Origin of the sequence: Deinococcus gobiensis I-0, assembly GCF_000252445.1 — a bacterium.
Classification (GTDB): Bacteria; Deinococcota; Deinococci; order Deinococcales; family Deinococcaceae; genus Deinococcus; species Deinococcus gobiensis.
In genome coordinates this window covers 1,104,571-1,128,300 of sequence record NC_017790.1, presented here as the reverse complement: position 1 = coordinate 1,128,300, position 23,730 = coordinate 1,104,571, and the positions used below count along the sequence as shown (strand labels likewise).

At 70.3% G+C, this 23,730-nt stretch carries 22 protein-coding genes; 14 read left to right on the top strand and 8 right to left on the bottom strand.

Annotation, left to right across the window (positions count from 1 at the left end; all coding sequences use genetic code 11):
- Positions 1-54: 54 nt before the first annotated feature.
- Both DGO_RS05220 and DGO_RS05215 read right to left on the bottom strand, forming a co-directional pair.
- On the bottom strand, positions 55-1,149 hold the full coding sequence (locus tag DGO_RS05220) for a bifunctional 3-deoxy-7-phosphoheptulonate synthase/chorismate mutase (RefSeq protein ID WP_043801173.1): 1,095 nt from the start codon (positions 1,147-1,149) through the stop codon (positions 55-57).
- Between the two features lie 116 nt (positions 1,150-1,265).
- On the bottom strand, positions 1,266-1,676 hold the full coding sequence (locus DGO_RS05215) for a globin domain-containing protein (RefSeq protein ID WP_043801166.1): 411 nt from the start codon (positions 1,674-1,676) through the stop codon (positions 1,266-1,268).
- A gap of 104 nt (positions 1,677-1,780) precedes the next feature.
- On the opposite strand from DGO_RS05215, the gene DGO_RS05210 reads away from it, so the two are divergent.
- Positions 1,781-2,686: a hypothetical protein gene (locus DGO_RS05210; RefSeq protein ID WP_043801164.1), complete on the top strand. Its 906-nt coding sequence runs from the start codon at positions 1,781-1,783 to the stop codon at positions 2,684-2,686.
- 68 nt (positions 2,687-2,754) lie between these two features.
- Here the strand turns inward: DGO_RS05210 and DGO_RS05205 are convergent, their stop codons facing one another.
- Positions 2,755-3,336 carry a peroxidase-related enzyme gene (locus DGO_RS05205; RefSeq protein WP_043801160.1) on the bottom strand — a complete coding sequence of 194 codons (582 nt, stop codon included), beginning with the start codon at positions 3,334-3,336 and terminating at the stop codon, positions 2,755-2,757.
- Positions 3,337-3,458: 122 nt separating this feature from the next.
- Here DGO_RS05205 and DGO_RS05200 point away from each other — a divergent pair, with 122 nt between their 5' ends.
- The 9 genes from DGO_RS05200 to DGO_RS05160 all read left to right on the top strand — a co-directional run bounded on the left by DGO_RS05200 (position 3,459) and on the right by DGO_RS05160 (position 12,415).
- Complete coding sequence (locus DGO_RS05200) at positions 3,459-3,938, top strand: hypothetical protein (RefSeq protein WP_043801159.1); 480 nt, start codon at positions 3,459-3,461, stop codon at positions 3,936-3,938.
- Positions 3,939-4,018: 80 nt separating this feature from the next.
- Positions 4,019-5,362, top strand: coding sequence for a signal recognition particle protein (ffh, locus tag DGO_RS05195; protein WP_014684435.1), 1,344 nt, complete (start codon positions 4,019-4,021; stop codon positions 5,360-5,362).
- A 153-nt stretch (positions 5,363-5,515) separates the two neighbouring features.
- Entirely contained in the window at positions 5,516-6,457 is a 942-nt protein-coding gene (locus DGO_RS05190; protein WP_043803268.1) for a phospho-N-acetylmuramoyl-pentapeptide-transferase, read from the top strand.
- Between the two features lie 278 nt (positions 6,458-6,735).
- Positions 6,736-7,500, top strand: coding sequence for a substrate-binding periplasmic protein (locus DGO_RS05185; RefSeq protein WP_050920690.1), 765 nt, complete (start codon positions 6,736-6,738; stop codon positions 7,498-7,500).
- A gap of 142 nt (positions 7,501-7,642) precedes the next feature.
- Positions 7,643-8,596, top strand: a complete 954-nt coding sequence (locus DGO_RS05180; RefSeq protein WP_014684432.1) for a class I SAM-dependent rRNA methyltransferase — start codon at positions 7,643-7,645, stop codon at positions 8,594-8,596.
- A gap of 66 nt (positions 8,597-8,662) precedes the next feature.
- Positions 8,663-9,307, top strand: coding sequence for a monothiol bacilliredoxin AbxC (gene abxC / locus DGO_RS05175; RefSeq protein WP_014684431.1), 645 nt, complete (start codon positions 8,663-8,665; stop codon positions 9,305-9,307).
- A gap of 282 nt (positions 9,308-9,589) precedes the next feature.
- The gene (locus tag DGO_RS05170) at positions 9,590-10,429 is read left to right on the top strand and encodes a hypothetical protein (RefSeq protein ID WP_043801155.1); all 840 of its coding nucleotides are present in this window, start codon (positions 9,590-9,592) and stop codon (positions 10,427-10,429) included.
- Complete coding sequence (locus DGO_RS05165) at positions 10,426-10,842, top strand: DUF8082 domain-containing protein (protein WP_043801150.1); 417 nt, start codon at positions 10,426-10,428, stop codon at positions 10,840-10,842. The genes DGO_RS05170 and DGO_RS05165 overlap by 4 nt, the downstream gene beginning before the upstream one ends.
- 40 nt (positions 10,843-10,882) lie before the next feature.
- Positions 10,883-12,415, top strand: a complete 1,533-nt coding sequence (locus DGO_RS05160; protein ID WP_014684428.1) for a HAMP domain-containing protein — start codon at positions 10,883-10,885, stop codon at positions 12,413-12,415.
- An 85-nt stretch (positions 12,416-12,500) separates the two neighbouring features.
- On the opposite strand, the gene DGO_RS05155 is transcribed toward DGO_RS05160, so the two are convergent.
- Entirely contained in the window at positions 12,501-12,959 is a 459-nt protein-coding gene (locus DGO_RS05155) for a PA2169 family four-helix-bundle protein (RefSeq protein ID WP_226991462.1), read from the bottom strand.
- Positions 12,960-13,144: 185 nt separating this feature from the next.
- On the opposite strand from DGO_RS05155, the gene DGO_RS05150 reads away from it, so the two are divergent.
- Positions 13,145-13,876, top strand: a complete 732-nt coding sequence (locus tag DGO_RS05150; RefSeq protein WP_014684426.1) for a YqjF family protein — start codon at positions 13,145-13,147, stop codon at positions 13,874-13,876.
- Positions 13,877-13,879: 3 nt separating this feature from the next.
- On the opposite strand, the gene DGO_RS05145 is transcribed toward DGO_RS05150, so the two are convergent.
- Together DGO_RS05145 and DGO_RS05140 are read right to left on the bottom strand one after the other, a co-directional pair.
- On the bottom strand, positions 13,880-14,863 hold the full coding sequence (locus DGO_RS05145; protein ID WP_043801148.1) for a hypothetical protein: 984 nt from the start codon (positions 14,861-14,863) through the stop codon (positions 13,880-13,882).
- A gap of 4 nt (positions 14,864-14,867) precedes the next feature.
- The gene (locus DGO_RS05140) at positions 14,868-17,129 is read right to left on the bottom strand and encodes a RelA/SpoT family protein (protein ID WP_014684424.1); all 2,262 of its coding nucleotides are present in this window, start codon (positions 17,127-17,129) and stop codon (positions 14,868-14,870) included.
- Positions 17,130-17,583: 454 nt separating this feature from the next.
- Between DGO_RS05140 and DGO_RS05135 the strand changes: the two genes are divergently transcribed.
- Positions 17,584-17,916 (top strand): FKBP-type peptidyl-prolyl cis-trans isomerase, encoded by a 333-nt coding sequence (locus tag DGO_RS05135; protein WP_014684423.1) that lies wholly within the window; start codon positions 17,584-17,586, stop codon positions 17,914-17,916.
- A gap of 75 nt (positions 17,917-17,991) precedes the next feature.
- On the opposite strand, the gene DGO_RS05130 is transcribed toward DGO_RS05135, so the two are convergent.
- Both DGO_RS05130 and DGO_RS05125 read right to left on the bottom strand, forming a co-directional pair.
- On the bottom strand, positions 17,992-18,225 hold the full coding sequence (locus DGO_RS05130; RefSeq protein ID WP_014684422.1) for a hypothetical protein: 234 nt from the start codon (positions 18,223-18,225) through the stop codon (positions 17,992-17,994).
- Between the two features lie 86 nt (positions 18,226-18,311).
- Positions 18,312-19,571: an ABC transporter substrate-binding protein gene (locus tag DGO_RS05125; protein WP_043801147.1), complete on the bottom strand. Its 1,260-nt coding sequence runs from the start codon at positions 19,569-19,571 to the stop codon at positions 18,312-18,314.
- Between the two features lie 271 nt (positions 19,572-19,842).
- Between DGO_RS05125 and uvrA the strand changes: the two genes are divergently transcribed.
- Both uvrA and DGO_RS05115 read left to right on the top strand, forming a co-directional pair.
- Positions 19,843-22,905, top strand: a complete 3,063-nt coding sequence (gene uvrA, locus DGO_RS05120) for an excinuclease ABC subunit UvrA (protein ID WP_014684420.1) — start codon at positions 19,843-19,845, stop codon at positions 22,903-22,905.
- Positions 22,902-23,729: a hypothetical protein gene (locus DGO_RS05115; RefSeq protein WP_014684419.1), complete on the top strand. Its 828-nt coding sequence runs from the start codon at positions 22,902-22,904 to the stop codon at positions 23,727-23,729. The genes uvrA and DGO_RS05115 overlap by 4 nt, the downstream gene beginning before the upstream one ends.
- Position 23,730: the final 1 nt, after the last annotated feature.

Sequence of the window (23,730 nt, the reverse complement as noted above, 5' to 3'; positions counted from 1 at the left end):
GGCCCCCTCCCCCGCAGGAGAGCAGGCCGCCCGGCGTTCATGACGTGCCCGGTTTTATGCCGTGACGGGCACCTTGAGCATGCTGCTCAGCGCGTCGGAGAACTTGTCGTAGCCCGCGAAGTCGAGCTGCTGCTCGTTGTCCGACAGGGCGGTGGCGGGGTTGGGGTGCACCTCGACGTGGATGCCGTCGGCGCCGACCGCGATGGCGGCCTTGGCGAGCGGGATGAGCAGGTCGCGGCGCCCGGCGGCGTGGGTCACGTCCACGATCACCGGCAGGTGGGTTTCCTGCTTGGCGAGGGCCACGGCCGAGAGGTCGAGCGTGTTGCGGGTCCACTTCTCGTAGGTGCGGATGCCGCGCTCGCACAGAATCACTTCGTTGTTGCCTTCCGAGAGGATGTACTCGGCGGCGTACAGCCATTCCTCGATGGTCGCCGCGAGCCCGCGCTTGAGCAGCACCGGGCGCCGGGCGCGGCCCACCTCGCGCAGCAGGGCGAAGTTGTGCATGTTGCGCGCCCCGACCTGAAGGATGTCGGCGTGCTCGGCCACGACCTCCACGTCGCGGGTGTCCATCACTTCGGTCACGAACAGCATGCCGTTGTCGCGCGCGGCGCGCCCGCCCACGATCAGGCCGTCCACACCCATGCCCTGGAAGCCGTAGGGGCTGGTGCGCGGCTTGTAGGCCCCGCCGCGCAGGATCTTGACGCCCTTGGCGGCCAGGAAGCGCGCGGTCTGCTCCATCTGCTCTTCGGACTCGATGCTGCACGGCCCGGCCACGATGATCGGGGGCTCGCCGCCGCCGATGCGCACGCCGTCGATGTCGAGCACCGTGTCCTCGCTCTTGACCTTGCGCGAGACGAGGAGCTGCTTCTTGTCGTTGCTCTCTTCGAGGGCCAGGCTGGCCTTGAAGATCTCCTTGAAGATCGCCTTGACGGCCGCGCCCGTGAAGGGGCCGGCGTTCAGCGACTCGATTTCCTTGAGCTGCTGGTCCTCGCGGGCGGGGTCGTAGTGGTTCGGGCGGCCTTCCTGGGTCTTGGCGTGGCCGATCTGGGCGACGACTTCGCCGCGCCTGGACAGCAGTTTCAGAAGATCACGGTTGATCTGATCGACCTCGGCACGCAGGTCGTCGATGGTGCGGTGAGTTTGACTCATGGACGCAGTTTAAGAAAAGCGGCCCGGCGCGCTGCCGGCACTGCTAGTCAAGGCGAAAAAGTTGTCCACATCGGCCTCCGCCGACTGCCGGACCACCTCCGGTCGTCAGGAACGGGTCAGGTCTCCTGGGCTCCGGAAGGCGCGTTGACCATGTGGACCGCGACCCGCGCCAGGGCGGCGTACAGCTCGCGGGCGTCGTCGGGAGCGATCTCGGGCGACTCGCGCAGGGCCGCGTTCATGCAGGCCAGCCACGCGGCCCCGCGCTCGGGCGTGATGACGAAGGGCAGGTGGCGCGCGCGCAGCCGGGGATGCCCGAAGCGCTCGTGGTACAGCGGTGGCCCGCCCAGGAAGCCGCTCAGGAAGGCGAACTGCTTCTCGGCGGTCAGGCTCAGGTCGGCCGGAAAGATGGGGGACAACAGGGGGTCGCGGGCGACGTGGACGTAGAACCGCCGCACGAGGGCCCCCAGCGCGTCCGGGCCGATGCGGTCGTACAGGCTGCCCTGGCCGAGAGAAAGGGGAGCGGTCATGGTCTTTACCCTATGCCAATGAACCCCTGCCCCCCTATGTCTATGAACCCGGCCGGGGATCAGGGGGCAAGAACCCTGCACAGGAACATGTTAGAACTGCGGACATGTTGAAACGACTGACCCAGATTTCGGTCCTCGCCGCCCTCGCGGCGGGCAGCCTGGCCGGGGCCGCCGACGTGCGCCTCGGCCTGAACAGCAGCCTGAGCCTGGGCTGTCAGGTCGCGGGCGCGCGCGCCGGCATCCAGGAAGGCCGCGTCGGGGCCTTCGTGCAGGGGGCCTACTGCACCAGCAACGTCGTGGGCGAGTCGGGCGGCGGCGCCTTCGGCGGCGGCCTGACGGTGGACTTCTATCAGTCCCCGACGGTCGGGGCCTACGTGGTGGCGGGGGCCAACACCGTTCCCAACAGCGGCGGGGCCATCTTCGGGGGCGTGGGCGTGCGCTACGGCGTGCCGCTCTTCCCGGTCGAGGCCTACCTTGAGGGCGGCGTGCAGCGCCAGAGCAACATCATCACCGGGGCCACCGTCGCTCCCCGCCTCGCGGTCGGGGTGAACTACGTCCTGCGCGGCGTCGACCTCAACGCGGGGCTGGGCGGCGCGAGCAACCCCAGCAACATCAGCTCGCCCGGCACCGGCGGCCTCAACGTGGACCGCAACGGCACCGGCACCGCTACGGCCGGCAGCGGTGAGCCGGCCCCCGCGAGCTGTAACCTCACCCCTGGCGCCGACGCCTCGGCGGCCCGCGCGGCGGCAGAGGGCGCGGCCCGCAGCGCCCTGTCGGCAGCGGCCAGCGCCTACAGCGCCGTCTACAGCAACGTCAGCTACGACCTCTCGCTGGGCGGGGCCAGCATCAACGGCAACAGCGCGACGGTCAGCGGCACCATCACCCTGCGCGGGACCAACCGTGCCAACGGCCAGCCGGTCAGCGGCACCTACAGCGGCGTGGTGCGCCTCGTGCGCAGCGGCTGCGGCTGGCAGGCGACCGGATATACCCAGAGCGGCGGCGAGGGCTGAGAAAGACCTCGTGAAATAGAAGCGCGGGCCAGCCACGAGCGGCCCGCGTTTTCCTGCGACGCCCGGCCTCAGCGCCCCATCACGTGATACTCGGCGTTCGGCACGAAGCCCAGCGCGCTGCTCACGCGGTTGGTGAGGTTGAACATGCCTACCACCTGCACGAGCTCCAGAATCTGGGCGTCACTCAGCCCCTCGCCGCGCAGCGGTGCCAGATCGGCTTCGGTCATCTCGGCGGGACGCAGGGTCAGCTTCTCGGCATAGGCGCACATGGCCTGCTCGCGCGGTGAGAGCGCCGCCTGACGCCAGTTCACCGCGGCCCCGTCGGCGGTGCGCGCGTCTCCGGTCGCCTCCCGCAGCGCCGCCCCGTGGCTGACCGCGCAGTACACGCAACGGTTCAGGGAGCTGACGACCACAGCCAGCAACTCGCGCTCGGCCACCGTCAGGAAGCCCTCCTTGTTCAGCAGCAGGTTGAAGTAGCCCCACCACGCCAGAAACTGCTCGCCGTTCAGGGCCTGTGCCCGGAACACGTTGGGCACGAAGCCGAGGTTGGCCTGCGCCTTGTTCCACAGCCTGCGCACCCCCTCCGGGGCGGTGTCCTCGGTCGGCAGCGGCAGGAAAGAGATGGGGGCCGCGTCTGGGTTGTGGGTCATGCCCGCAGGATAACGCGGCGAACCTAACGACCGTTAGGTGACGGACTCCTCCCCCACTCCCCCAAGGTCACCAGAGCGGCGCCTCACCTGCGCGCGCGGCCGCGCCCCCCACACTCTGGGCCATGTCCCGCACCCGCACGGCCACCCTGCTCGCCTCCGCCCTGCTGCTCGCCGGCCCTGCCCAGCAGGCGCAGGCGACTGCCCTGGAAAAGGCGCGTTTCGTTTTCCATCTCGGCGTGGCGTACTACGCTTTCAACACCTGGGTCTGGAAGCCGTACCGCAACTACCAGTTCCAGTCGGGCGCGCCGGGTCAGCGCGCCGCCATCGTCAAGGCGGGGCTGGCGCTGGGCTTCGCGGCCTACCAGGTCAATGCCGCCATCAAGATGACGCGCAACACCCAGGACCCCTTCCTGCAACGCATCGGCGCGCTGCTGCCCAATTTCGGCAAGTCGCTGAGCAGTGTGGGCGACAACCTCAAGAACGGGCGCTTCGACGAACGCGGTATCCAGGACCTCAACCGCTCGGCGACCAACCTGCTCCAGAGCGCCGAGCGCCAGGGCCAGCCCATCCGGCCGGTCGCGGTGCCCATTCCGGGGCTCTGAGGCCGGGGCCCGCCGGGCGCGCGGCGTGAGCGAAGGCAGGCCACAAAAGCCGCGCGGCGCGCGTGCTAGCCTCGCCGCATATGTTCGAGTCGCTGGGCAACAAATTGCAGGACATCCTGGACCGGGTGGGCCGGGAGTCCAAACTCACCGAGGCGCAGGTCAAGACCGCCATGCGCGAGATCCGGATGGCGCTGCTCGAAGCCGACGTGAACTTCGGGGTCGCCAAGGAGTTCGTGGCCCGCGTCTCCGAGAAGGCGGTCGGCCAGGAGGTCATGGGTTCGCTCAACGCCGGGCAGACGGTCGTCAAGCTCGTCCATGACGAACTCGTCGAGACGCTCGGCGGCCAGGCAGCGCAGCCCACCCTGACCAACGAGGGCAACCTGTGGTTCATGGTCGGCCTTCAGGGGGCGGGCAAGACCACCAGCACCGGCAAGCTGGCCGCCTTCTACAAGGGCAAGGGCCGGCGCGTGCTGCTGGTCGCCGCCGATACCCAGCGCCCCGCCGCGCGCGACCAGCTCGAAGTGCTCGCCAAGCAGGTGGGCGTGCCGGTGCTCAAGGTGGCCGACGGCGAGACGCCGCAGGAGACCAGGCGCCGCCTCGACGAGCACCTCAGGGCCGACTTCCGCGACCTCGTGATCGTGGACACGGCCGGCCGCCTCCAGATCGACGAGGCGCTCATGGACCAGCTCTCGGACCTCCAGACCGAGCTGAAGCCGACCGAGACCCTCCTCGTCGTGGACGCCATGACGGGTCAGGAGGCGCTGAACGTCGCGCAGACCTTCGACGCGCGCGTGAAGCTCTCGGGGCTGGTCATCACCAAGATGGACGGCGACGCGCGCGGCGGGGCCTCGCTCTCGGCGCGCAGCGTGACGGGCAAGCCCATCTACTTCGCGGGGACCAGCGAGAAGCTCGCGGGCCTGGAGCCCTTCTACCCCGACCGGGTGGCGGGGCGCATCCTGGGCATGGGCGACGTGATGGGCCTGATCGAGCGCGCGCAGCAGGCCGATCTCAAGGCGATGGAGGTCAAGAAGCCCGGCGACTTCGACCTCGAAGACCTCCTGACGCAGCTGCGCCAGATCCGCAAGATGGGGCCGCTGGGCGACCTGATGAAGCTCATCCCCGGCATGAGCCGCGCGCTGCCCGAGGGCTTCACGGTGGACGAAAAGCAGATCCAGCGCATCGACGCCATGATCAGCTCGATGACCGCCAAGGAGCGCCACAACCCCAAGATCATCGACGGGCGCCGGCGCAAGCGCATCGCGGCGGGCAGCGGCGTGACCGTGCAGGACATCAACAAGCTCCTGAAGATGCACGAGCAGATGAAGGAGATGATGAAAATGCTCCAGAAGTTCAGCGGGCCGGGCGCGGGCCGGGGCATGAAGCTCCCTCGCCAGCCCAACCTGCCCCCCTCGCGCGGCCGCTGAGGCGCTCCCCGGGCGGGGCGCTCCCTAAAAGTCCGCTAAAGGGGCCGTGATACCCTGTTTTCTTGAGATGACGTTGCCCCAGACCGCTGCCCTCCCCACGCTTCCCGACTGTCCCGACCGGGCGGGAGGCGGCGCGGGGGGGCACCTGTGAGCGTGCCCTGGACCCTGGTCACGGCGCTGCTGTCGTGGTTTCTGGTCGGCCTGTTCATCCGCGTGAGCAAGGCGCGCGGCTGGGGTCAGCCGGTCCGCAAGGACGGCCCCCAGACCCACCTGAAAAAGGAGGGCACGCCGACGGCCGGGGGCGTGCCCTTCGTGCTGGCGCTGGCGCTGGCGTTCTTTCCGCTGTACCTCTCGGGGCGCGGCGGCGACGGACGCGAACTGGTCATCATGCTCGCGGCGCTGGGCATGGGGGTCATCGGGGGCATCGACGACCTCCTGAAGGTCCGCTCGCGCATGGTCGGTGGCAAGAAAGAGCTGCTGGCGCGCGAGAAATTCCCGCTGCAACTGCTTGTCGGACTGGTCTTCGGGTTCGCCGCCGCGCCGCTCGCCAGCCACGAACTGCTGCCGGGGCTGGGCGGGCCCCTGCTCCTGGGCGCGCCGCTGTGGGACGCGCTGCTGCTCACCTTCGTGATGATCGGGTCGGTCAACGCCTTCAACTTCACCGACGGGCTCGACGGCCTGCTGGCGGGCGTGGGCATCATCGTGCTGCTGCCGCTGGTGGCCCTGTCGCCCTCGGCGGCGCTGCTGGTGGCCGCGCTGCTGGGCTACCTGTGGTTCAATGCCTCGCCCGCGCGCGTGTTCATGGGCGACATGGGCAGCCACGCCATCGGGGCGGTCGCGGCCGGGGCCTACGTGCTGTACGCCGACGTGTGGCTGCTGCCGGTCGCGGCCCTCATTCCGGTCGTGGCGGTGCTCAGCGTGGTCATCCAGGTGGCGTACTTCAAGCGCACCGGCAAGCGCTTTTTCCGCATGGCGCCCATCCACCACCACTTCGAGCTGCTGGGTTGGCCCGAGACGCACGTCACGGTGCGCTTCTGGGTCATCACGGCCGTCATGACCGGCGTGGCGTGGTGGCTGCTGGGCGGCCGACCCTGAGCCCAGGCTCCACGGCGTTCCCCTGCTGCGCTCCGGCCCCGTGCCGGGGCGCTTGCGCTTTGGCGGGCCACCAGGATTAAAGGGACCGGACGGCGGTCAGCCGTGAGGAGGCTGTCAGACCTCTGCACCTACCCTGAAGCTCCCGTGGACCCTCCTTCCGGCGAACACGGTTCCCGCCCCCCTGGGAACACGGCCGCCCCTTTGTTCCTCCACCCTCCGGCCGAGCGCCGGACCGACGGCGCTGCGCGCCCACCTTCCCACTCCCCCCGAGGTTTCCCATGTTGTCCCGCCGCATTCTGACCCTGCTCGCCCTTCCCCTCCTGCTCCTGGGCGGCGCCCAGGCCCGCCCCTACGACCAGATCCGCGACATCGGCGTGCTGCGGGTCGGCATGCCCGGCGACGTCGCGCCCTTCAACCTCAGCGCCGGCAAGAGCATGGTGGGCTTCGAGCCCGACCTCATCCAGGAAGTGGCGCGCGCCATGAACCTGCGCGTCATCTTCGAGCAGGTGCCTGCCGACGACCTGCTCACGGCGCTCGACCAGGACAAGGTCGACCTCGTCATGAACAACCTGGTCATCACCAGCACGCGCGAAAACCGCTTCGACTTCTCGGTGCCGTACAACTGCAGCGGCGTATCCATCGCCTCGCTCGGGAACTACGACAAGAACACCGACCTGACGGGCAAGACCATCGCCGTGCCGCGCAACTCGATCTTCGAGACCTACGTGGGCAAGCTGCCCTTCGAGAAGACGGTCAGGCCCTTCGACACCAACGTCGAGGTGATCCGCGCGGTGCTGACCGGGCAGGCCGACGCCACCTACGCCTTTACCGCCATGGGGCCGACCTTCCAGCGCCTGTACCCCAAACTGCCCATCCACTTCAGCCCCGCGCTGTGGTCCTCGCCCAACGGCATCGCCATCAAGGGCGGCAACGAGTCGCTGCGTCAGGCCGTCAACGTCTCGCTGGGGCGCTACCTGCGTACCCCCGCCTACAAGGCCCTGCTGAACAAGTATTTCGCCCAGGACACGAGCTGCAAGAGCTGAGGCCCGGCCCTCTGCCGGCCTGCGCGCCCGGACGCCGCGCGCAGGACCTTTGCCCGCCTTCTTCCCGTGGCGGGCTTTCTTCTGGCGGGCCGCTAGACTGCGCGGCGTGCCCGCGCCCCAGACTCCTGCGCCCGACCTGTCCGTGCCCGACCTGACCCGCCTGCTCGCGCGCCGCGCCGGGCTGCCGCAGGAGGGCACGACGGTCTACCGGGGCCTGCACACCACCGAGACCGGCGGCCTGTTCAGTCTGGAGCTCGCGGGCGACGCGGGCGTGCTGAGCCTGTACGCGGAACTCGGAGAAGCGCAGGAAGCGCGGCTGGCGGCCGACTGCGCGGCGGCGGCGGCCGGAGCGGGAACGCCCCTCGCGGGCATCTACCTCAAGCGCCGCCCCGCCGAGGCCCGGCACCTGGCGAACGTGGCGCGCGGGCTGCTCTCTCCGCCGGAGCCGGTATGGGGCGAAGCGCGGGCCGAGGTCACGGCCCTGGAACTCGGCGTCCCCTTCGTGATCCGGCCCGGCGCGGACCTGAGTCTGGGCCTGTTCACCGATGCCCGGCCCATACGCGCCTGGGTGCGGGCCCACGCGCCCGCGCGGGTGCTCAACACCTTCGCCTACACCTGCGGCTTCGGGCTGAGTGCGGCGCTGGGCGGGGCGAAAACCGTCAAAAACGTGGACCTTTCGCGCAAGGTGATGGCCTGGGGACAGGAGAACTACGCCCTGAGCGGCCTGGGTGCCCCCGACACCGACTTCCTGTACGGCGACGTGTTCGAGTGGCTGGGCCGGCTGCGGCGCCGGGGCGACGAGTTCGACCTCGTGGTGCTCGACCCGCCCAGTTTCGCGCGCGGCAAGGCCGGGGTGTGGCGCTCGGAGCGCGACTACGCCGCCCTGATCGCCCAGGCCGCCGACGTGACCGCGCCGGGCGGGCAGATTCTCGCGCTGCTCAACCATGCGGGCGTGCCGGCGGCGGGTTTCGAGCGGCAGGTGGCGGCCGGGCTGCTTCAGGCGGGCCGCCGGGGCCGGGTCCGCACGCAGCTCGCGCCCGGCGAGGACTACCCGCAGGCCACGCACCTCAAGGCCCACGTCTGGGCGCTGGACTGAGCCCCGGCCGCGACAACCGCAACCCGTATCACTTCGTTTTGTAAAGCGGGCGCGGTATGCTGGGGCATGACCCAAACGGCCTCCCAAGACCCCCAGGTGCTCGTGCCCCTGACCACGCCCGAAGAGGTGGACCAGTTCCTCCAGGACTACCCGCTGGCCGCCGTGTTCAAGGCCGGCACCTGCCACAAGACCATGCAGGGCTTCGGCGTCCTGGAAACCTTCCTCCAGAACCACGAGCTGCCCGTGGGCTTCATCCGCGTGGTCGACTGGCGTCCGGCGAGCAACCACGTCGCGCAGCGCACCGGCATCACGCACCAGAGCCCGCAGTTCATCCTGTTCAAGCAGGGCGAGCCGCAGTTCGAGGTGAACAACTGGGACATCACCCCCGAGGCGCTCTCGCCCGTGTTCGAGTCGCACGTGCCTGCCCGCAGCGGCGAGGGGGCCGTGGCGACCGAGGACAACGCCGAGCCCTACCGCCGCCTGATGCACGCCTTCCTCGACGGCCAGCTCAGCGAGTGGGCCTTCCAGGACCAGTACGTGACGATGTTCCGCGACGACGCCAGCCTGCGCAGCCAGCGCGAATTCGAGCTGCTCTCGCGCCTGTTCGGTGACCCCGACGCCTACCACGGCGGGCTGCACCAGCTCGGCGCCCCCCAGGAGCGCGGCGACCTCAAGGCCCGCGTCCAGACCCTCCTGAACGACCTGGGCTGAACGACCTGGGCTGAGGCCCCTGGGCCACCCGGCCCCCAGACCACCCACCCGCCCGGCCTAGACGCGCCGGGCGGGTTTTTCCGGTCCGCGCAGGGTGTACCCCCGGCGCGGTGTCCGGCGGCCTGGACTGCCTTTCCCGGCCACGCGCCGCCCATGAGGGCGATGTAAGCGTGAAGTAAGACCCCAGGCGGTGTTATGGAGTCCATTCCTGCCGGTCCCCACCTGCTGCGCCGTCTGCCCCCGGATTCCTTCTCCCGCCCCTCTCCCTACAGGTAGCCTGTCATGACCTCACCCGCACCCACCCCCGCTGTCCGGCTGCCCCTCCCCCAGGATCAGGCGGTCTACCGCCAGCTCAGCACCGACTTCTACCCGTGGACCGAGGCCCTGGAAGACCTGGAAAGCCGCGTCGACCCGAACTTCAGCGCCGTGCTGGACCTGCACGACCAGGGCCGCTGGGCGCGCTTCGTGTGGGTCCGCGGCGAGCTGCGCGGCGGGGTGAGCGCCGGCGGCCAGGAGGTGCCGCTGGACACGGCCATGCGCGCCCTGCCGCGCGCCGAACTGTCGCTGACCGGCCTAGACGCCGCGCTGGCCGAACAGGTCTGGCGCTGCCGCAACGCGCCGCCCCAGGCACGCGAGCTGCCCTGGCCGGCGCTGCGGGACCGCCTGCGGGCCGAGTATTTCAGCGGCATGTTGGTCAGCGGCGCGGTCTGCTCGACCTGGGAGGCCGGACGGGTGATCGGGGGCGGCCTGCCCCTCAACGGGGGCCGCTGCGTGACCCTCTCGCCCTCGGACCTGCTGGACCTGGGCAGCCTGGTGGCCTTCTGGCGCGAGCTGCTGGCCGTGACCTGGCGCGCGAATCCGGGTCTGGGCGAGGTCTGGGCGCAGGTGTGCGTGCAGCTCGCCGCCGACCATCCGGTGCTCGATCCCTTCGCGCACGAGGTCGGGCTGCGCGGGGGCGTGCTGTCGGTGTCGGGCGACATGACGGTGGGCGAATTGCGCCCCGCCCTGCTGAGCGCCTATACCCTGAGCCTGCGCCGGCTGGGCCTGCGGCTTCAGGAGCTGCCGCTGAGCGAACTGCGCACGCAGGACCTGTGGCTGGCCGCCGGTCTGGAGTCGGCGTGAGCCTGCCCGGCGACGTGCCCCGCTGGCCGGCGGCGCTGCGTGACGAGACCCCCCTGCCCTACGTGGTCTGGCGGGTCATGGACCATGTGGACGGCCGGCGCAGCGTGGCCGAGATCGGGCGCGACCTGGGCCTGAGCGCCCAGGCGGTCGCGCAGGCGCTGGCCCAGGCGGGCGAGTGGACCCAGCGCGCCGCGCAGCGCACCCAGGCCCTGACCCCCGCCCTCCAGGAAAGCGTCGAACAGTGCCTGCTGAGCGTCGTCGGGCCCATCGGCGAGGTCGTCGTGGAGGACGCCCTCCAGGAAGTGGGCGACTCGCCCAGCCTGGAAGGGCTGCTCTCCGCCATCGCCGAACAGCTCAGCGAGACGCAGCTGCACGCCTTCGTGCGCCAGCTCCGTGCGCGCAACCTGACCTGATGCGGCCGTCTGTTCCGAGGCCCGCCGTGAGGAACCCTGTATGAAGTACACCGTCGTCATCCGTCAGCCTGTCCCCGAATCCATCCGGCCCGAGCTGGAACAGCAGCTGACCGAGCGCTTCGGCCTGAGCGCCGAGCAGTCGGCCCGTCTGGCCGCGCGCCGCGCCGGACGCCTGATGAAACCCACCACGCGCGAGCGCGCCGAACTCCTGCTGGAACTGCTGACCGTGGTGGGCGCGCCCGCCAACCTGGAAGAGGTCCCGGAGGAACCGGCCGCCCGCCCGGCCGAGGACGACGCGGTACTCGCCCCCACCCTGGCCAGCCCCAGCGTGTCCAGCACCAGCTTTACGGGCTTCGGGCCGGGGAGTGGGCTGGGCGCGGCCTCGCCCTTCGGGGCGGCGGCCGATCCCTTTGCCCCGGCCGCGGCGAGCGCCGATCCCTTCGCGGCCGCCCCCGCCGAGACGGGGCTGGACGCCGGTCTGCCCGACTGGGCCAGGACCGGACGCAGCGGCGCGGCGACGGCCGTGCGGACCATGCCGGTACCGGCGGCGCCCATCGGGGCGGCCCCCAGCGGTACCGGGCTCCCGGCGGCGGCGACCCTGCCCCCGCTGGCGACGGCGGCCGACCCCTTCGCCGCCCCGGCCAGCGCGCCCGCACCCGCCGGCGACGACTGGGCCGACTTCGCCGGGTCCCTGAGCACCCCCGACACCGAGGCGCCCGAGCGCGCCAGCACCCCCAAAGGACCGGAATTCATGACGGCCGTGACCGAGACGGTCGTCAGCGACGGCAAACCGGCCGGCCGCCGCCGCAACCTGGCCCAGCAGATCACGCTCGGGACCCTGCTGCCCCTGGTGCTGTCCAGCCTGCTGACGCTGGCCCTGCTCGCGCTGTTCCTGCCGGGGCTGCAACGTCAGCTCGTGCAGGACAACGCGGGCGTGCTGGCCGCCTCGCTGGGCACCAACCTGACCACCGGCAGCCAGAGCCTGGCCTTCAGCCAGATCGACGACATCGTCAAGAACTCGCAGGTGGGGTTCGTACGCGTCGAGCTGCCGGGAGGCACCAGCTACCTGCGCTCGCGCACGCCGGACCAGAACGACCGCCTGAACACCGAGCTGGGCCAGTGGGTGGGCAGCCACCCCACCGGGGGCACGCTGTCCCTGAACGGCACCTCCTACGTCGTCAGCCGCGTGACGGTCGTCGGAGACGAGATCGGCCGCCCGAGCGTGGTCCCGGCGGCCAGCGCCACCGACGCCAACCTCATCCGGCGCGTGACGGTGGGGCTGCCCAGCGCCCAGGCCGACCGCAACCTCCAGCGCACCACCCTGCTCGTGCTGCTCTCGACCCTGGCGGGTCTGGCCCTGGCCGCCTGGCTGGCCCTGCGTTCGGCGCGGCGCATCGTGCAGCCCATCACCGAACTGGTGAAGGTCGCCGACGCGATCAGCCTCGGCGACCTGACCCGGCCGGTACGCGCAGGCAACAACGACGAGATCGGAGACCTCGCCCAGGCCCTCGAACGTATGCGCCTGAGCCTGGAAGCCGCGATGGACCGCCTGCGCCGCCGCCGCCGCAGCTGAGGGCCACGCCGCCGGAAGGTACGGCGGCAGACGCTCGGAATGGTGAAGGCCCGCCCCCAACGGAGCGGGCCTTCGCCATTCGGGATTACTTCTTGTCCGCTTCCATGCGGTGCTTCAGGTCACGGATCTCGTCATGGCTGCTCTTGATCTGGTCGTACTGGCTCTGCACGAAGCTGCGCAGGTCGGCCGGCAGGTCGCCCTCGTCCAGCGTCTCCTGGTAGTTGCCGACGGCCACGTCCTCACCGCGCTCGGCCTCGGCCACCACGGCGTAGTCGTCGCGCCCAGTCACGGCGTCGCGCACGTTCAGCCACGTGCGGTGCAGAGCCGCGCCCACGCTGCCGCGCTCGCGGGGCTGGCCGCCCAGCTCGCTGATCTTGGTTTCCAGCTCGGTCGCCAGCTTGGCCCGCTGCGCCGAGCGGCCCTGGAACAGGGTCTTGAGGGACGCGGCCTCGGCGTGCTCGGCGGCTTCCTGGAACCCGGTTTCGCCGTCACGTACGGTGCCCAGCAGCTTCTGGAGGTGGTCTACGGCCTGATCGTCGGTCATGGGCATGTTCGGTTCTCCCTGGAGCGGTGCCCGTCCGGACCCGCGCGTTCCAGCAGGCTAGAAGGTCGCGGGAAGGCGCAATTGCGCGAAGGGGTACGAAATCGCCTTGAGCTGACCTTCAGGCCCCCTTGAGCAGGTCTCCGGACGCCCGGCCTGCCGGGCAGGGGCACGCTAGCCTGCCGGGTATGACTGCCGCCGCGCCCGCCACCGGACCCGACCTGCCCGGCTGGGCCCTGCGCATGGTGTGGCGCGACCTGTGTTTCATGCACTGGCCGGTCGCGCCGCACCTGCTCGCGCCGGGGCTGCCGCGCGGCCTGGAACTGGACACCTACGGTGGGCAGGCCTGGCTGGGCGTGGTGCCCTTCCGCATGACCGGCGTGGCCCCGCGCGGCCTGCCCACCGTACCGGGCCTGAGCGACTTCGCCGAACTGAATCTGCGGACCTACGTGACTGTCGGCGGCGTACCGGGGGTCTGGTTCTACAGCCTGGACGCCGACCAGGCCCTCGGGGTGAGGCTGGCGCGCGGGCTGTTCCACCTGCCGTACTTTGACGCGCGGCTGTGGGCCAGCCACGAGCGCGGGGTCACGCGCTACGCCGGGCTGCGCACCCACCGGGGCCAGCCCCCTCTGCGCTTCGCCGCCGCGTACCGGCCAGAAGGCGAGGAATTCACCGCCCCGCAGGGCAGCCTGGAAGCCTTCCTGACCCACCGCCTGTTCCTCTACAGCGCCGACCGCCAGGGCCGGGTGTACCGGGGGCCGATCACCCACCGGCCCTGGCCGCTGCGCCGCGCGCGCGCCGTGATCAGGGAGAACACGCTGGCCGCGCCGCTAGGCCTGGACCTGATGGGCCTGGGCGAGCCGCACCTGCTGCATGCCGAACGTCTGGACGTCCGGGCCGGCCTCATCCGGCGCGTGTAGGGCTCACCCACCGAAGCCGAACGGCGTCTCCAGACCGTTGCGGGCGGTCTCCAGGGCCACTTCTGGGGCATAGGCCAGGGCCAGCACCGCGCGGTAGGTCCGCAGGGCGAGGTCACGCTCGCCCTGCATGTCACGCACCTGTCCGAGACGGGCCAGGACCAGCCCGGCGAGGCTGCGCGGCTCGTCCCCGCGCAGGGCGTGGGCAGCCGCCTCGAGCCGGGTCCGGGCCTCGCCCAGGTCGCCGGCCGCCAGGGCCAGCCCGCCCGCCGCCGCGCGCAATTCGGCCAGCGGGGTCACGGCGTCACCGGTTTCTCGGGTCAGGGCGGTGAACAGGGCGCTCAGGTCGTCGTCGTCGCGCAGCCGCCACGCGCGGTCGGCCAGGGCGCGCAGGCGGCTGCTCTCCCCGGGCACCAGGGTGTCCAGCTGGGGCAGCACGGCCTCCGGCAGGCGCTCCAGTACCCCCGGCAGGTCGTCGAGCGGCACGAGCGCCGCGCCCTCCACTGCCGCCAGCCGCGCGGCCAGCTCGTCCAGGCGGCGGGCCTGCCAGCGGGTGCCCGGCCCCTCGTCCAGCGCGGCGCGGGTGGCCTCGTGGTAGGCCCGGACCCCGTCCAGCACCTCGGGCGAGAGGACCCGGGCCGGGGTGAGGGGACGGCTCAGCAGCGCGCCCAGTTCGGCCTCGGCGGCGGCGGCGGCCCGCAGGCGCCCGCGACCCTGGGGGTACTGTGCCAGGAAGCTCTCGAGCTGGGCGCGTTCGAGGTCGGCCCACTGCCAGTCGGGGGTCAGCGCGCCGCCCTCTTCCAGGGCCACACCGCGCAGGGTGAATCCGGCGGCGGGAAGCGCGTCGCGCAGCGGATGGTCGGGATCGGCGCTGCTGGCCCACCACACCTCGCGCTGCCCGGCGGCCCGCAGCGCCTCGGCGACCGTGCCCGCGTTGAACTGAGGGTGCAGCCGCAGCAGGTCGCCCAGATCGGGGTACAGGGTCAGCATGACGCTAGCCGCTCGCCCGCTTGCCCCGGCCCATCCGCAGCACGTCCTTCACGCCGGTCACGCCCGTCAGTGCGCCCCGGATGGCCTCCAGCTCGGTGTTGCTGGACACTGCCAGCCGCAGCTCGATGTGGGCGGTGTCGTCGGCGCGTACCCCCGCCTCGACCTTCAGGGGGCTCACCTTCTGCTGCGTCAGGACACTCAGCACGTCCGCCAGCAGGCCCCCACGGTCCGGCGCGACCACGTCGAGTTCGACGATGGTGCTGCCCGCCGTTCCCGCCTCCCAGGAGGCCGCCACGCAGCGCTCGGGTTCCTCGGCCAGCAGCCGGATCATGTTGGGGCAGTCGATGCGGTGGATGCTGACCCCCCGCCCGCGCGTGAGGTAGCCCATGATCTGGTCGCCCCGGATGGGCTTGCAGCAGTGGCTGAGCTTGGTCGAGGTGGTGAAGCCCTCGACGTATACGCCGCCCGGCTCGGGGGCGCGCGGCACCGGGGCGCGGCGGCCCGGCAGCGGCGCGGCCTGCTCCTGCGCCAGCGAGGGCGCGAGTACCCGGCCGACCGCGCTGGGGGTCAGTTTGCCCGCGTGCAGCGCGAGGTACAGGTCGTCGGGGTTGCGCGACCCCAGCAGGCGGCCGGTCGCCTCCTCCAGCAGTTTGGTGCGCATGAGCTGGCGCACCGGCAGCTGCCGCTTGCGCAGGTAGCGCTCGAGCAGTTCGTGGCCGCGTGCCAGGGCCGCCTCGCGCTCCTCGGTGCGGAAGTGGTGGCGGATCTTGGCGCGGGCGCTGCGCGTCACGGCGAAGTTCAGCCAGTCCTTGCTGGGCTTGCCGTTCTTGCTCGTCACGATCTCGACCATGTCGCCGTTGCCCAGGTGGTGCGCCAGCGGCACGATGCTGCCGTTGACCCGCGCGCCCACGGTCGTCTCGCCGATACGGCTGTGAATGTGGTACGCGAAATCGACCGGCGTGCTTCCGGCGGGCAGCGACACGGCCAGCCCCTTGGGCGTGAATACGCGCACCCGCTGCGAGAGGATGTCGGTCTTGACCGCGTCGAGGTAGTCCGAGGCGTCGTTGATCTCGTTCTGCAACTCACGCAGCTGCGCGAGCCAACTCTCGCGGTCCTTCTGGGCCAGCCCCGCGCCCTGCTTGTACATCCAGTGGGCGGCCACCCCGTACTCGGCGACCTCGTGCATGCGCAGCGAGCGGATCTGCACCTCGATGGGCTGCCCGCTCTGGCTGATGACGGTCGTGTGCAGCGACTGGTAGCCGTTGGGCTTGGGCACCGCGATGTAATCCTTGAAGCGGCCCGGCAGCGGCGTCCACATGCTGTGCACCACGCTGACCGTGTGGTAGCAGATGCGCTTCTCGCGCGTCTCCTCGGCCCGCTCGCGCCGCTTCTCGTCGGTCCCCGGCGGCACCACGAGGTCGCGCGGGCGCAGGATCACCCGGATGGCGAGGAGGTCGAAAATCTGCTCCAGGCCCTTGCCCTCCTTCTGCATCTTGTTGTGGATGCTCCAGAGGTGCTTGCTGCGGCCCGCGATGTCGATGCCCGACACCCACTCGTGGAGTTCGAGGTCGTCGTCGAGGCCCTCGCGCAGCTGCGCCACCGCCTCGGCGATCAGGGCCTCGCGCTCCTCCTGGCGGGTGCGCAGGCGGGTCGAGAGGTACTCGTAAGCGTCGGGGTTCAGGTAGCGGAAACTGAGGTCTTCCAGTTCCCACTTGATCTGCCCGATGCCGAGGCGGTGCGCGAGCGGCGCGAAGATCTCCATCGTCTCGCGGGCGATGCGCGCCTGCTTCTCGGGCTTCATGCTGCCCAGGGTCCGCATGTTGTGCAGGCGGTCGGCGAGCTTGACCACGATGATGCGGATGTCGGCCGTCATGGCGACGAGCATCTGGCGCAGGTTCTCGGCCTGCACGTCGCGCCCGGTGTCGCTGACCTGCGCGGCCTGGCTGCCCTGCTTGGAGAGTTTGCTGACCTTCGTCTCGCCCTCGACGATGCGGCGTACGTCGGCCCCGAACAGGGCCTCGATTCCGGCGAAGGTCACGCCCTCGACGTCCTCGACCGTATCGTGCAGCAGCCCGGCCATCAGCGAGTCGCTGTCCATGCCGAGCTTCGCCAGGATCACCGCGACGGCCACCGGGTGCGTGATGTACGGCTCGCCGCTCTTGCGGTTCACGCCCGCGTGCGCGTCGCGCGCGAACTCGAAGGCCTCCTCGATCTTGCGGCGCTCGGGCAGCGGCCGGTCGGCGGTCAGGCGGCGCAGCTCATCCATTCCGTAATCGGTCTGTTCGAATTCTGTCAGGGAGGTCACGTCTTCGCCCGGATACGGCACATCCCCCAGCATAGCGCGCCTGCCCCGTCGCCCTGACGGTACGGTCTTACTCTTGGGCCGCGCGGCCAGGTCCGGTCGCCGGGGGCAGAGAAACGGCCCTCACCGGGGGGGGCGGGGGCCGGACACGGGAAAGGAGGGAGCCGTCAGCGGCGGTCGCGCACGCGCACGGGGATGGGCACCGGCTTGGGCTGAGGCGCACCTTGGAGCGTCTCGCGCAGCCAGTCAATAAATTCGCGCAGGCCCTTCATGCGTTCCAGTGTAGACCTGCCCAGATGGGACGGATGGCTCGCGGCTTACTGCCCCTTTAACCAGGACTTGAGCGGGTGCCTGCCGCGCCTTTACGCGCGCTTTAGCCTGGACGGCGGTGGGGGGGCGTGCTTTAGGCTGGGAACCTATGACCCAGTCCGAACTGCAAATCGACAAGTACCAAGAGGGCACCGGCCCGGTCGCCGAGAAGGGCAAGACCGTGAGCGTCCACTACACGGGCACGCTGGAAAACGGCAAGAAGTTCGATTCCAGCCGCGACCGGGGCGAGCCCATCGAATTCCCGCTGGGCGTCGGATACGTCATCCCCGGCTGGGACCAGGGCATCGCGGGCATGCGCGTGGGCGACAAGGCCCGCCTGACCATCCCCGGCCACCTCGCCTACGGCCCGCAGGGCATTCCCGGCGTCATCCCGCCCAACGCCACCCTGATCTTCGACGTGGAACTCGTGGGCGTGCGCTGAGGCGACCCGCGAGAGAAGTGCCCCGCCCGGTCAGCCCAGGCGGGGCACTTCTCTCGCGGCGACCTCGCCGGCGGCCTACTCGTCTCTGGCCGCGCCCATCACGTCGTCGTCGGTGTCGGTGTAGTTGCCCTCGCCGTCCACCATGCCCTGATCCTGCTCCATATTGATGCCGCTGACGCCGGGGCTGTCCTGCACCACGCCGCCCCGGTCGTTCTGGCCGGGGTACTTGGTCGCGCTCTGCGAGTCGGTGCCGCGCTCGCCTTCACGCACGTCGAGTTGCTCGTCGCTCTTGTGTCCGGTTCCGGTCATGCGGGCAGCCTAGCCGGGGGTCGGGGGCGGCGGGTGTGCCGGGCCTCAATGCCCCCTGAAGACCCGCCCCGCCTTCCCCGCAGCGCCTACCAGCCGCGGCCCTTGATGCGCGAGAGGTCGGCGGCGAGCTTGGCGACGGCGGCCTGTCCCTTGGCCTTGCCGGTGAGGACCGAGGTGACGCTGTTGGCGAAGGCCTGCGAGACCTGGTTGTACTTGGCCTTGGTGGGCCCCGACGGCCGGGCCACCGCGCCTGTAAACACGCTTTCGAGCTGGCCCATGAAGGGGTTTTTCGCGGTCACGTCCTTGTCGCGGTACAGCGACTGGATGGTGGGGTTGTAGCTGCCCTCGATGGCGCGGATCTTCTGCTCGGCGGGGCCGGTCATGTACCGGATGAGGCTGATGGCCGCTTCCTGGTTCTTGGAGTACAGGTTCACGCCCATGTTCCAGCCGCCGAGGGTGGCGGCGGGCTTGCCACCGGGGCCGGCGGGCAGGGGCGCGACGGCGATCTTGCCCTTGACCTTGCTGTCGTCGCTCTGGCCGTTGGCCCAGGCGTAGGGCCAGTTGCGCATGAACAGCGCGTTGCCCGACTGGAAGATGCCGCGCGAGGCTTCCTCATCGTAGGTCGTGACGCCCTTGGGGCTGATGGTGTTCACCCAGGCCGCCGCCGCGTCGAGGGCCGAGGCCGCCCTGGCGTTGTTGATGGTCACCTTGCCGCCGGCGTCCACGATGGCCCCGCCGCCGAAAGAGGAGATCCACTCCAGGGCGTCGCAGGTCAGGCCCTCGTAGTTCTTGCCCTGCCACACGTAGCCCACGAAGGTCTTGTTGGTCTTCTGCTCGTCGTCCTGCACCTTTTTCGCCATCGCCGCGAGTTCGGTCCAGGTCTTGGGAGGCGCGCTGTAGCCGTACTTTTTCATGAGGTCGGTACGGTAGTACAGCAGCCCGGCGTCGGTGAACCAGGGCAGCGACACCAGTTTGCCGTCCACCGTGTTGGCGTCCACGATGCCCTTGAAGTGACGGTTCACCTCGGCGGCGGGCACCTTGCCCGTCAGGTTCACGAGCTGGTCCACGAGCAGGCCGGGCCACACGATGTCGAGCAGATACACGTCGATGTCGCTGCTCTTGGCGGCGAGCTGCTGCTGGATGACCCCGAGGTGGTCACCGCTGTTGTTCGGGCTCTCGAAGAACTTGGCGCTGTTGCCGGTCTGCTTGGCCCAGCGGTTCACGCCCTGCTGGCACAGTTCGTAGCCGGTGCCGGCCCCGCAGTCCACGGTGAGGGTCACGGCGCTGCCCCAGGACACGCTTCCGAGCAACAGGCCCAACCCCAATCCCACATACATTTTCCGCATAACGGTCTCCCGGCGCCGGACGCGCCACGTCAAGAGGTCGAGACTTCCGCTGCCCGGAAGTCGCAGGATTCGGCTGTGGTGTGCGGCCTATGGTAGCAGTTCCATGCCGGACCTGTGTGCCCTGTTTCTCACTCCCGGCTCAAGGCGGCGCGCAGCCCCGATCTGCTAGAATGGACCGTTTGAGAGCGGAGGGCATGGACCCCCTTACGCAGGCAACGTAACCCCCGGCGGCCCTTTTTGCTGTCCTGGCCGCGAATCAAGGAGCATCCTCTTGCAGAACAACCTGATCGTGCGCGGCGCGCGGGAACACAACCTCAAGGACATCACGGTGGAGCTGCCGCGCGACCGTTTCGTGGTGATCACCGGCGTGTCGGGCAGCGGCAAGAGCACGCTGGCCTTCGACACCATCTATGCCGAGGGCCAGCGCCGCTACGTCGAGTCGCTGTCGGCCTACGCCCGGCAGTTCCTGGGCCTGATGGAAAAGCCGGATGTGGACAGCATCACGGGGCTGTCGCCGGCCATCTCCATCGACCAGAAGACCACGAGCCACAACCCCCGCTCGACGGTGGGCACCGTGACGGAGGTCCACGACTACCTGCGGCTGCTGTACGCCCGCGTGGGCACGCCGTACTGCCCCATCTGCGGGCGCAAGATCGAGAAGCAGTCGCCCAGCGAGATCACCGACCGGCTGCTGGAGGAATTCACCGACAAACGCGCCATCCTGCTGGCCCCGGTCGTGCGCGGGCGCAAGGGCGAGTACCGCAAGCTGTTCGGCGAGCTGCGACGTGAGGGCTTCGCGCGCGTGCGCGTGGACGGCACGCTCTACGAACTCGACGAGGCCGAGAAACTCAAGCTGGAGAAGTTCGAGAAGCACGACGTGGACGTGGTCATCGACCGCGTGACCCTGCGCGCCGGGGACCGCAGCCGCATCGCCGAGAGCGTCGAGCTGGGCCTGCGCCGGGGCGAGGGCCTGCTGCGCGTCCTGATGCCGGATGCAGGCAAAAACAGCGCCGGCGAGGAGGACGGTGGCCCCCACGAGGAACTGTACTCGGAGAAGTTCGCCTGTCCGGAACACGGCAGCGTGCTCGAGGAACTCGAACCGCGATCGTTCTCGTTCAACAACCCCTACGGCGCGTGCCCCGACTGCGCGGGCCTGGGCAGCAAGCAGGAATTCAGCCCCGACCTCGTCATCGACGACAAGCTCAGCATCGCCGCCGGGGCCATCCTCCCCTGGACGAAAAAGGGCGCCGACGCGGGCGTGTACTACTGGGACAAATTGCAGGCGCTGGCCGAGCACCTGGGCTTCGACCTCAAGACGCCCTGGCACGAGCTGCCCGCCAGGGCGCAGAAGGCCGTGCTGTACGGCCCCGGCGAGCCCTTCGAGGTCGTGTACCGGCGGGGCGGCAAGGAAACCATGCGCTTCATGACCGAGTTCGAGGGCGTGATGACCAACCTGGAGCGGCGCTTCGCCGACACCGAGTCGGACTTCATGCGCGAGAAGCTCGAGGAACTTATGGAGCTGCGCCCCTGCCCCACCTGCGGCGGCACGCGCTACAAGCCCGAGATCCTGGCGGTGCGGGTCGGCGGCCTGAATATCGCCCAGGCGAGCGGCATGAGCGTGCTGGAGGCCGACGCCTTCTTCCGGGAGTTGCAAGACGGCCTGCTGGACCACGAGCGCATCGCGCCCTTCCTGAAGGACCACCTGGGGGGTACGGCGCGGGCGCACGGGCCGCTGCACTACGAGTACAGCCTGAACGGTTTCGGCGCGGCGGTCGCGGCCCCGATCCTGCGGGCGATCCGCACCCGCCTGAAGTTCCTGGTGGACGTGGGCCTGGACTACCTGTCGCTGGACCGCACCGCCAACACCCTCTCGGGCGGCGAGGCGCAGCGCATCCGGCTGGCGACGCAGGTCGGCTCGGGCCTGACCGGCGTGCTGTACGTGCTCGACGAGCCGAGCATCGGCCTGCACCCCAAGGACAACGGCCGCCTCATCGGTACGCTGAAGAACCTGCGCGACCTGGGCAACACCCTCATCGTCGTCGAGCACGACGAGGACACCATGGTCGAGGCCGACTACCTCGTGGACATGGGGCCCGGCGCGGGCGTGCACGGCGGGCAGGTCATCGCGGTGGGCACGCCCGCCGAGGTGCGCGACAACCCCGAGAGCCTGACCGGCAAGTACCTGCGCGGCGAGCTGAAGATCGAGGTGCCCGCGCAGCGTCGCCGGGGCAATGGCAAGCGCCTGAAGGTGTTCGGGGCGCGCGAGCATAACCTGCAAAACGTGGACCTCGACCTGCCGCTGGGCACCATGACGGTCGTGACCGGTCCCTCGGGCAGCGGCAAGAGCACGCTGATCCACGACATCCTGCACGCCTCGCTGGCGCGCGAGCTGAACGGGGCCAAGACCAACCCCGGCAGATTCGACCGCATCGAGGGCATGGAGCACCTGGACAAGGTCATCGAGATCGACCAGTCGCCCATCGGCCGCACGCCGCGCAGCAACCCGGCGACCTACACGGGCATCTTCACCGAGATCCGCGACCTGTTCACCCGCACGCCCGAGGCGCGGCGGCGCGGATATCTGGCCGGACGCTTCTCGTTCAACGTCAAGGGCGGGCGCTGCGAGCACTGCAAGGGCGACGGGGTCATGAAGATCGAGATGAACTTCCTGCCCGACATCTACGTGCCCTGCGAGGTGTGCAAGGGCGCGCGCTACAACCGCGAGACCCTGGAAGTGAAGTACAACGCCAAGAGCATCGCCGACGTGCTGGACATGACGGTCGAGGACGCGCGCGGCTTTTTCGAGGCGATTCCGGCCATCGAGCGCAAGCTCAGCCTGCTGTGCGACGTGGGCCTGGGCTACATGCGCGTGGGGCAGCCCAGCACCACGCTGTCGGGCGGCGAGGCGCAGCGCATCAAGCTGGCGACCGAGCTGAGCAAGCGCGCCACCGGCAAGACCATCTACATCCTCGACGAGCCGACGACAGGGCTGCACTTCGAGGACGTGCGCCGCCTGATGGACGTGCTCGACCGCCTGACCGACGGCGGCAACACCCTGGTCGTGATCGAGCACAACCTCGACGTGATGAAGCGCGCCGACTGGATCGTGGACCTCGGCCCGGAAGGCGGCGTGCGCGGCGGCACCGTCGTGGCGACCGGCACGCCCGAGGAGCTCGCCGCCCACCCCACGAGCTACACCGGCGAGTACCTGCGCAAGCTGCCGGGGATCGTTCCCGCCGCGCCGAAGGAGGAGGCCCAGCCGGAAGCGGTGCTGGCCGCCCCCGCCGGGCGCGGGCGTTCTCAGAAGGGGCGTGCTAAAACGGGAGCAGCATGACCGCCGCTTCCCTGCCGCCCCGCCGACGCCCTGCCCGCGCGGGTCTGTGGACCGCCCTGCGCCTGCTCGTAGGGCTGGCCCTGCTCGCGGCGCTGGCCTACTTCATGTGGACGCCCGGCGACTGGCCCACTCGCCTCTTTGCCTGGGTCCTGCTGACCATCCTGGCCGACGAATGTGCCGGCTGGTTCGGCTATATGGGGCTGGCGCTGGGGGCACTGGCCTTCTTCGCGCCCTCGGCCCCGCCCGAACAGTGGACCCTTATCGTGCCGCTGGTGGGTGGGGCGCTGTTCGCGCTGCTGCTGCTCAAGCACTCGGGCGGGCCGTTCGTGCTGCCCTTCGCTGCCGTGATCTTCGCCGGGGCGCTCTACGCCACCGGCCGCTTCGGCCTGAAGATCGACCCGGCGCTGACCCTGCCCGCCAATGCCGGCTTTCAGCGCAGCGCCGTCGTCCCGATGCTGCTGGGCGTGGGCTTCAGCTTCGTGCGGCAGCTCATCGGCAACGCCATGCGCTTCGCGGCGCGGCGGCGTGAGCGCGCGGCCGCCGCGCCCGTGGTCGTCGTCGATCCTGTCGTCCCCGCCAGCGCTCCCGGGGCCCAGATTCCCGAAGTCGTCGCCGCACCTGCGGGCGAAACGATGCCGGTGGCCCCGGCCGCTGCCGTGCCCGCCCCCCAGGAAACGGCAGGTCCGGTCCTCGCCAGGTCGGAGGCCGTACTCGACCTGAGCAAACCTGAACCGGGCAAACCCGAGCTGGGCACGGCCGAACGGGACACGGCCGACCTGAATACCGAAGCGGGTACCCCGGTCCCCACGCGGCCCGGCCAGTAAC

Coding starts and splice junctions, on each gene's coding strand:
- DGO_RS05220 (WP_043801173.1), bottom strand. CDS start 1,149: ATGAGTCAAACTCACCGCACCATCGACGACCTGCGTGCCGAGGTCGAT.
- DGO_RS05215 (WP_043801166.1), bottom strand. CDS start 1,676: ATGACCGCTCCCCTTTCTCTCGGCCAGGGCAGCCTGTACGACCGCATC.
- DGO_RS05210 (WP_043801164.1), top strand. CDS start 1,781: ATGTTGAAACGACTGACCCAGATTTCGGTCCTCGCCGCCCTCGCGGCG.
- DGO_RS05205 (WP_043801160.1), bottom strand. CDS start 3,336: ATGACCCACAACCCAGACGCGGCCCCCATCTCTTTCCTGCCGCTGCCG.
- DGO_RS05200 (WP_043801159.1), top strand. CDS start 3,459: ATGTCCCGCACCCGCACGGCCACCCTGCTCGCCTCCGCCCTGCTGCTC.
- ffh (WP_014684435.1), top strand. CDS start 4,019: ATGTTCGAGTCGCTGGGCAACAAATTGCAGGACATCCTGGACCGGGTG.
- DGO_RS05185 (WP_050920690.1), top strand. CDS start 6,736: ATGTTGTCCCGCCGCATTCTGACCCTGCTCGCCCTTCCCCTCCTGCTC.
- abxC (WP_014684431.1), top strand. CDS start 8,663: ATGACCCAAACGGCCTCCCAAGACCCCCAGGTGCTCGTGCCCCTGACC.
- DGO_RS05170 (WP_043801155.1), top strand. CDS start 9,590: ATGACCTCACCCGCACCCACCCCCGCTGTCCGGCTGCCCCTCCCCCAG.
- DGO_RS05160 (WP_014684428.1), top strand. CDS start 10,883: ATGAAGTACACCGTCGTCATCCGTCAGCCTGTCCCCGAATCCATCCGG.
- DGO_RS05155 (WP_226991462.1), bottom strand. CDS start 12,959: ATGACCGACGATCAGGCCGTAGACCACCTCCAGAAGCTGCTGGGCACC.
- DGO_RS05150 (WP_014684426.1), top strand. CDS start 13,145: ATGACTGCCGCCGCGCCCGCCACCGGACCCGACCTGCCCGGCTGGGCC.
- DGO_RS05145 (WP_043801148.1), bottom strand. CDS start 14,863: ATGCTGACCCTGTACCCCGATCTGGGCGACCTGCTGCGGCTGCACCCT.
- DGO_RS05140 (WP_014684424.1), bottom strand. CDS start 17,129: ATGGATGAGCTGCGCCGCCTGACCGCCGACCGGCCGCTGCCCGAGCGC.
- DGO_RS05135 (WP_014684423.1), top strand. CDS start 17,584: ATGACCCAGTCCGAACTGCAAATCGACAAGTACCAAGAGGGCACCGGC.
- DGO_RS05130 (WP_014684422.1), bottom strand. CDS start 18,225: ATGACCGGAACCGGACACAAGAGCGACGAGCAACTCGACGTGCGTGAA.
- DGO_RS05125 (WP_043801147.1), bottom strand. CDS start 19,571: ATGCGGAAAATGTATGTGGGATTGGGGTTGGGCCTGTTGCTCGGAAGC.
- DGO_RS05115 (WP_014684419.1), top strand. CDS start 22,902: ATGACCGCCGCTTCCCTGCCGCCCCGCCGACGCCCTGCCCGCGCGGGT.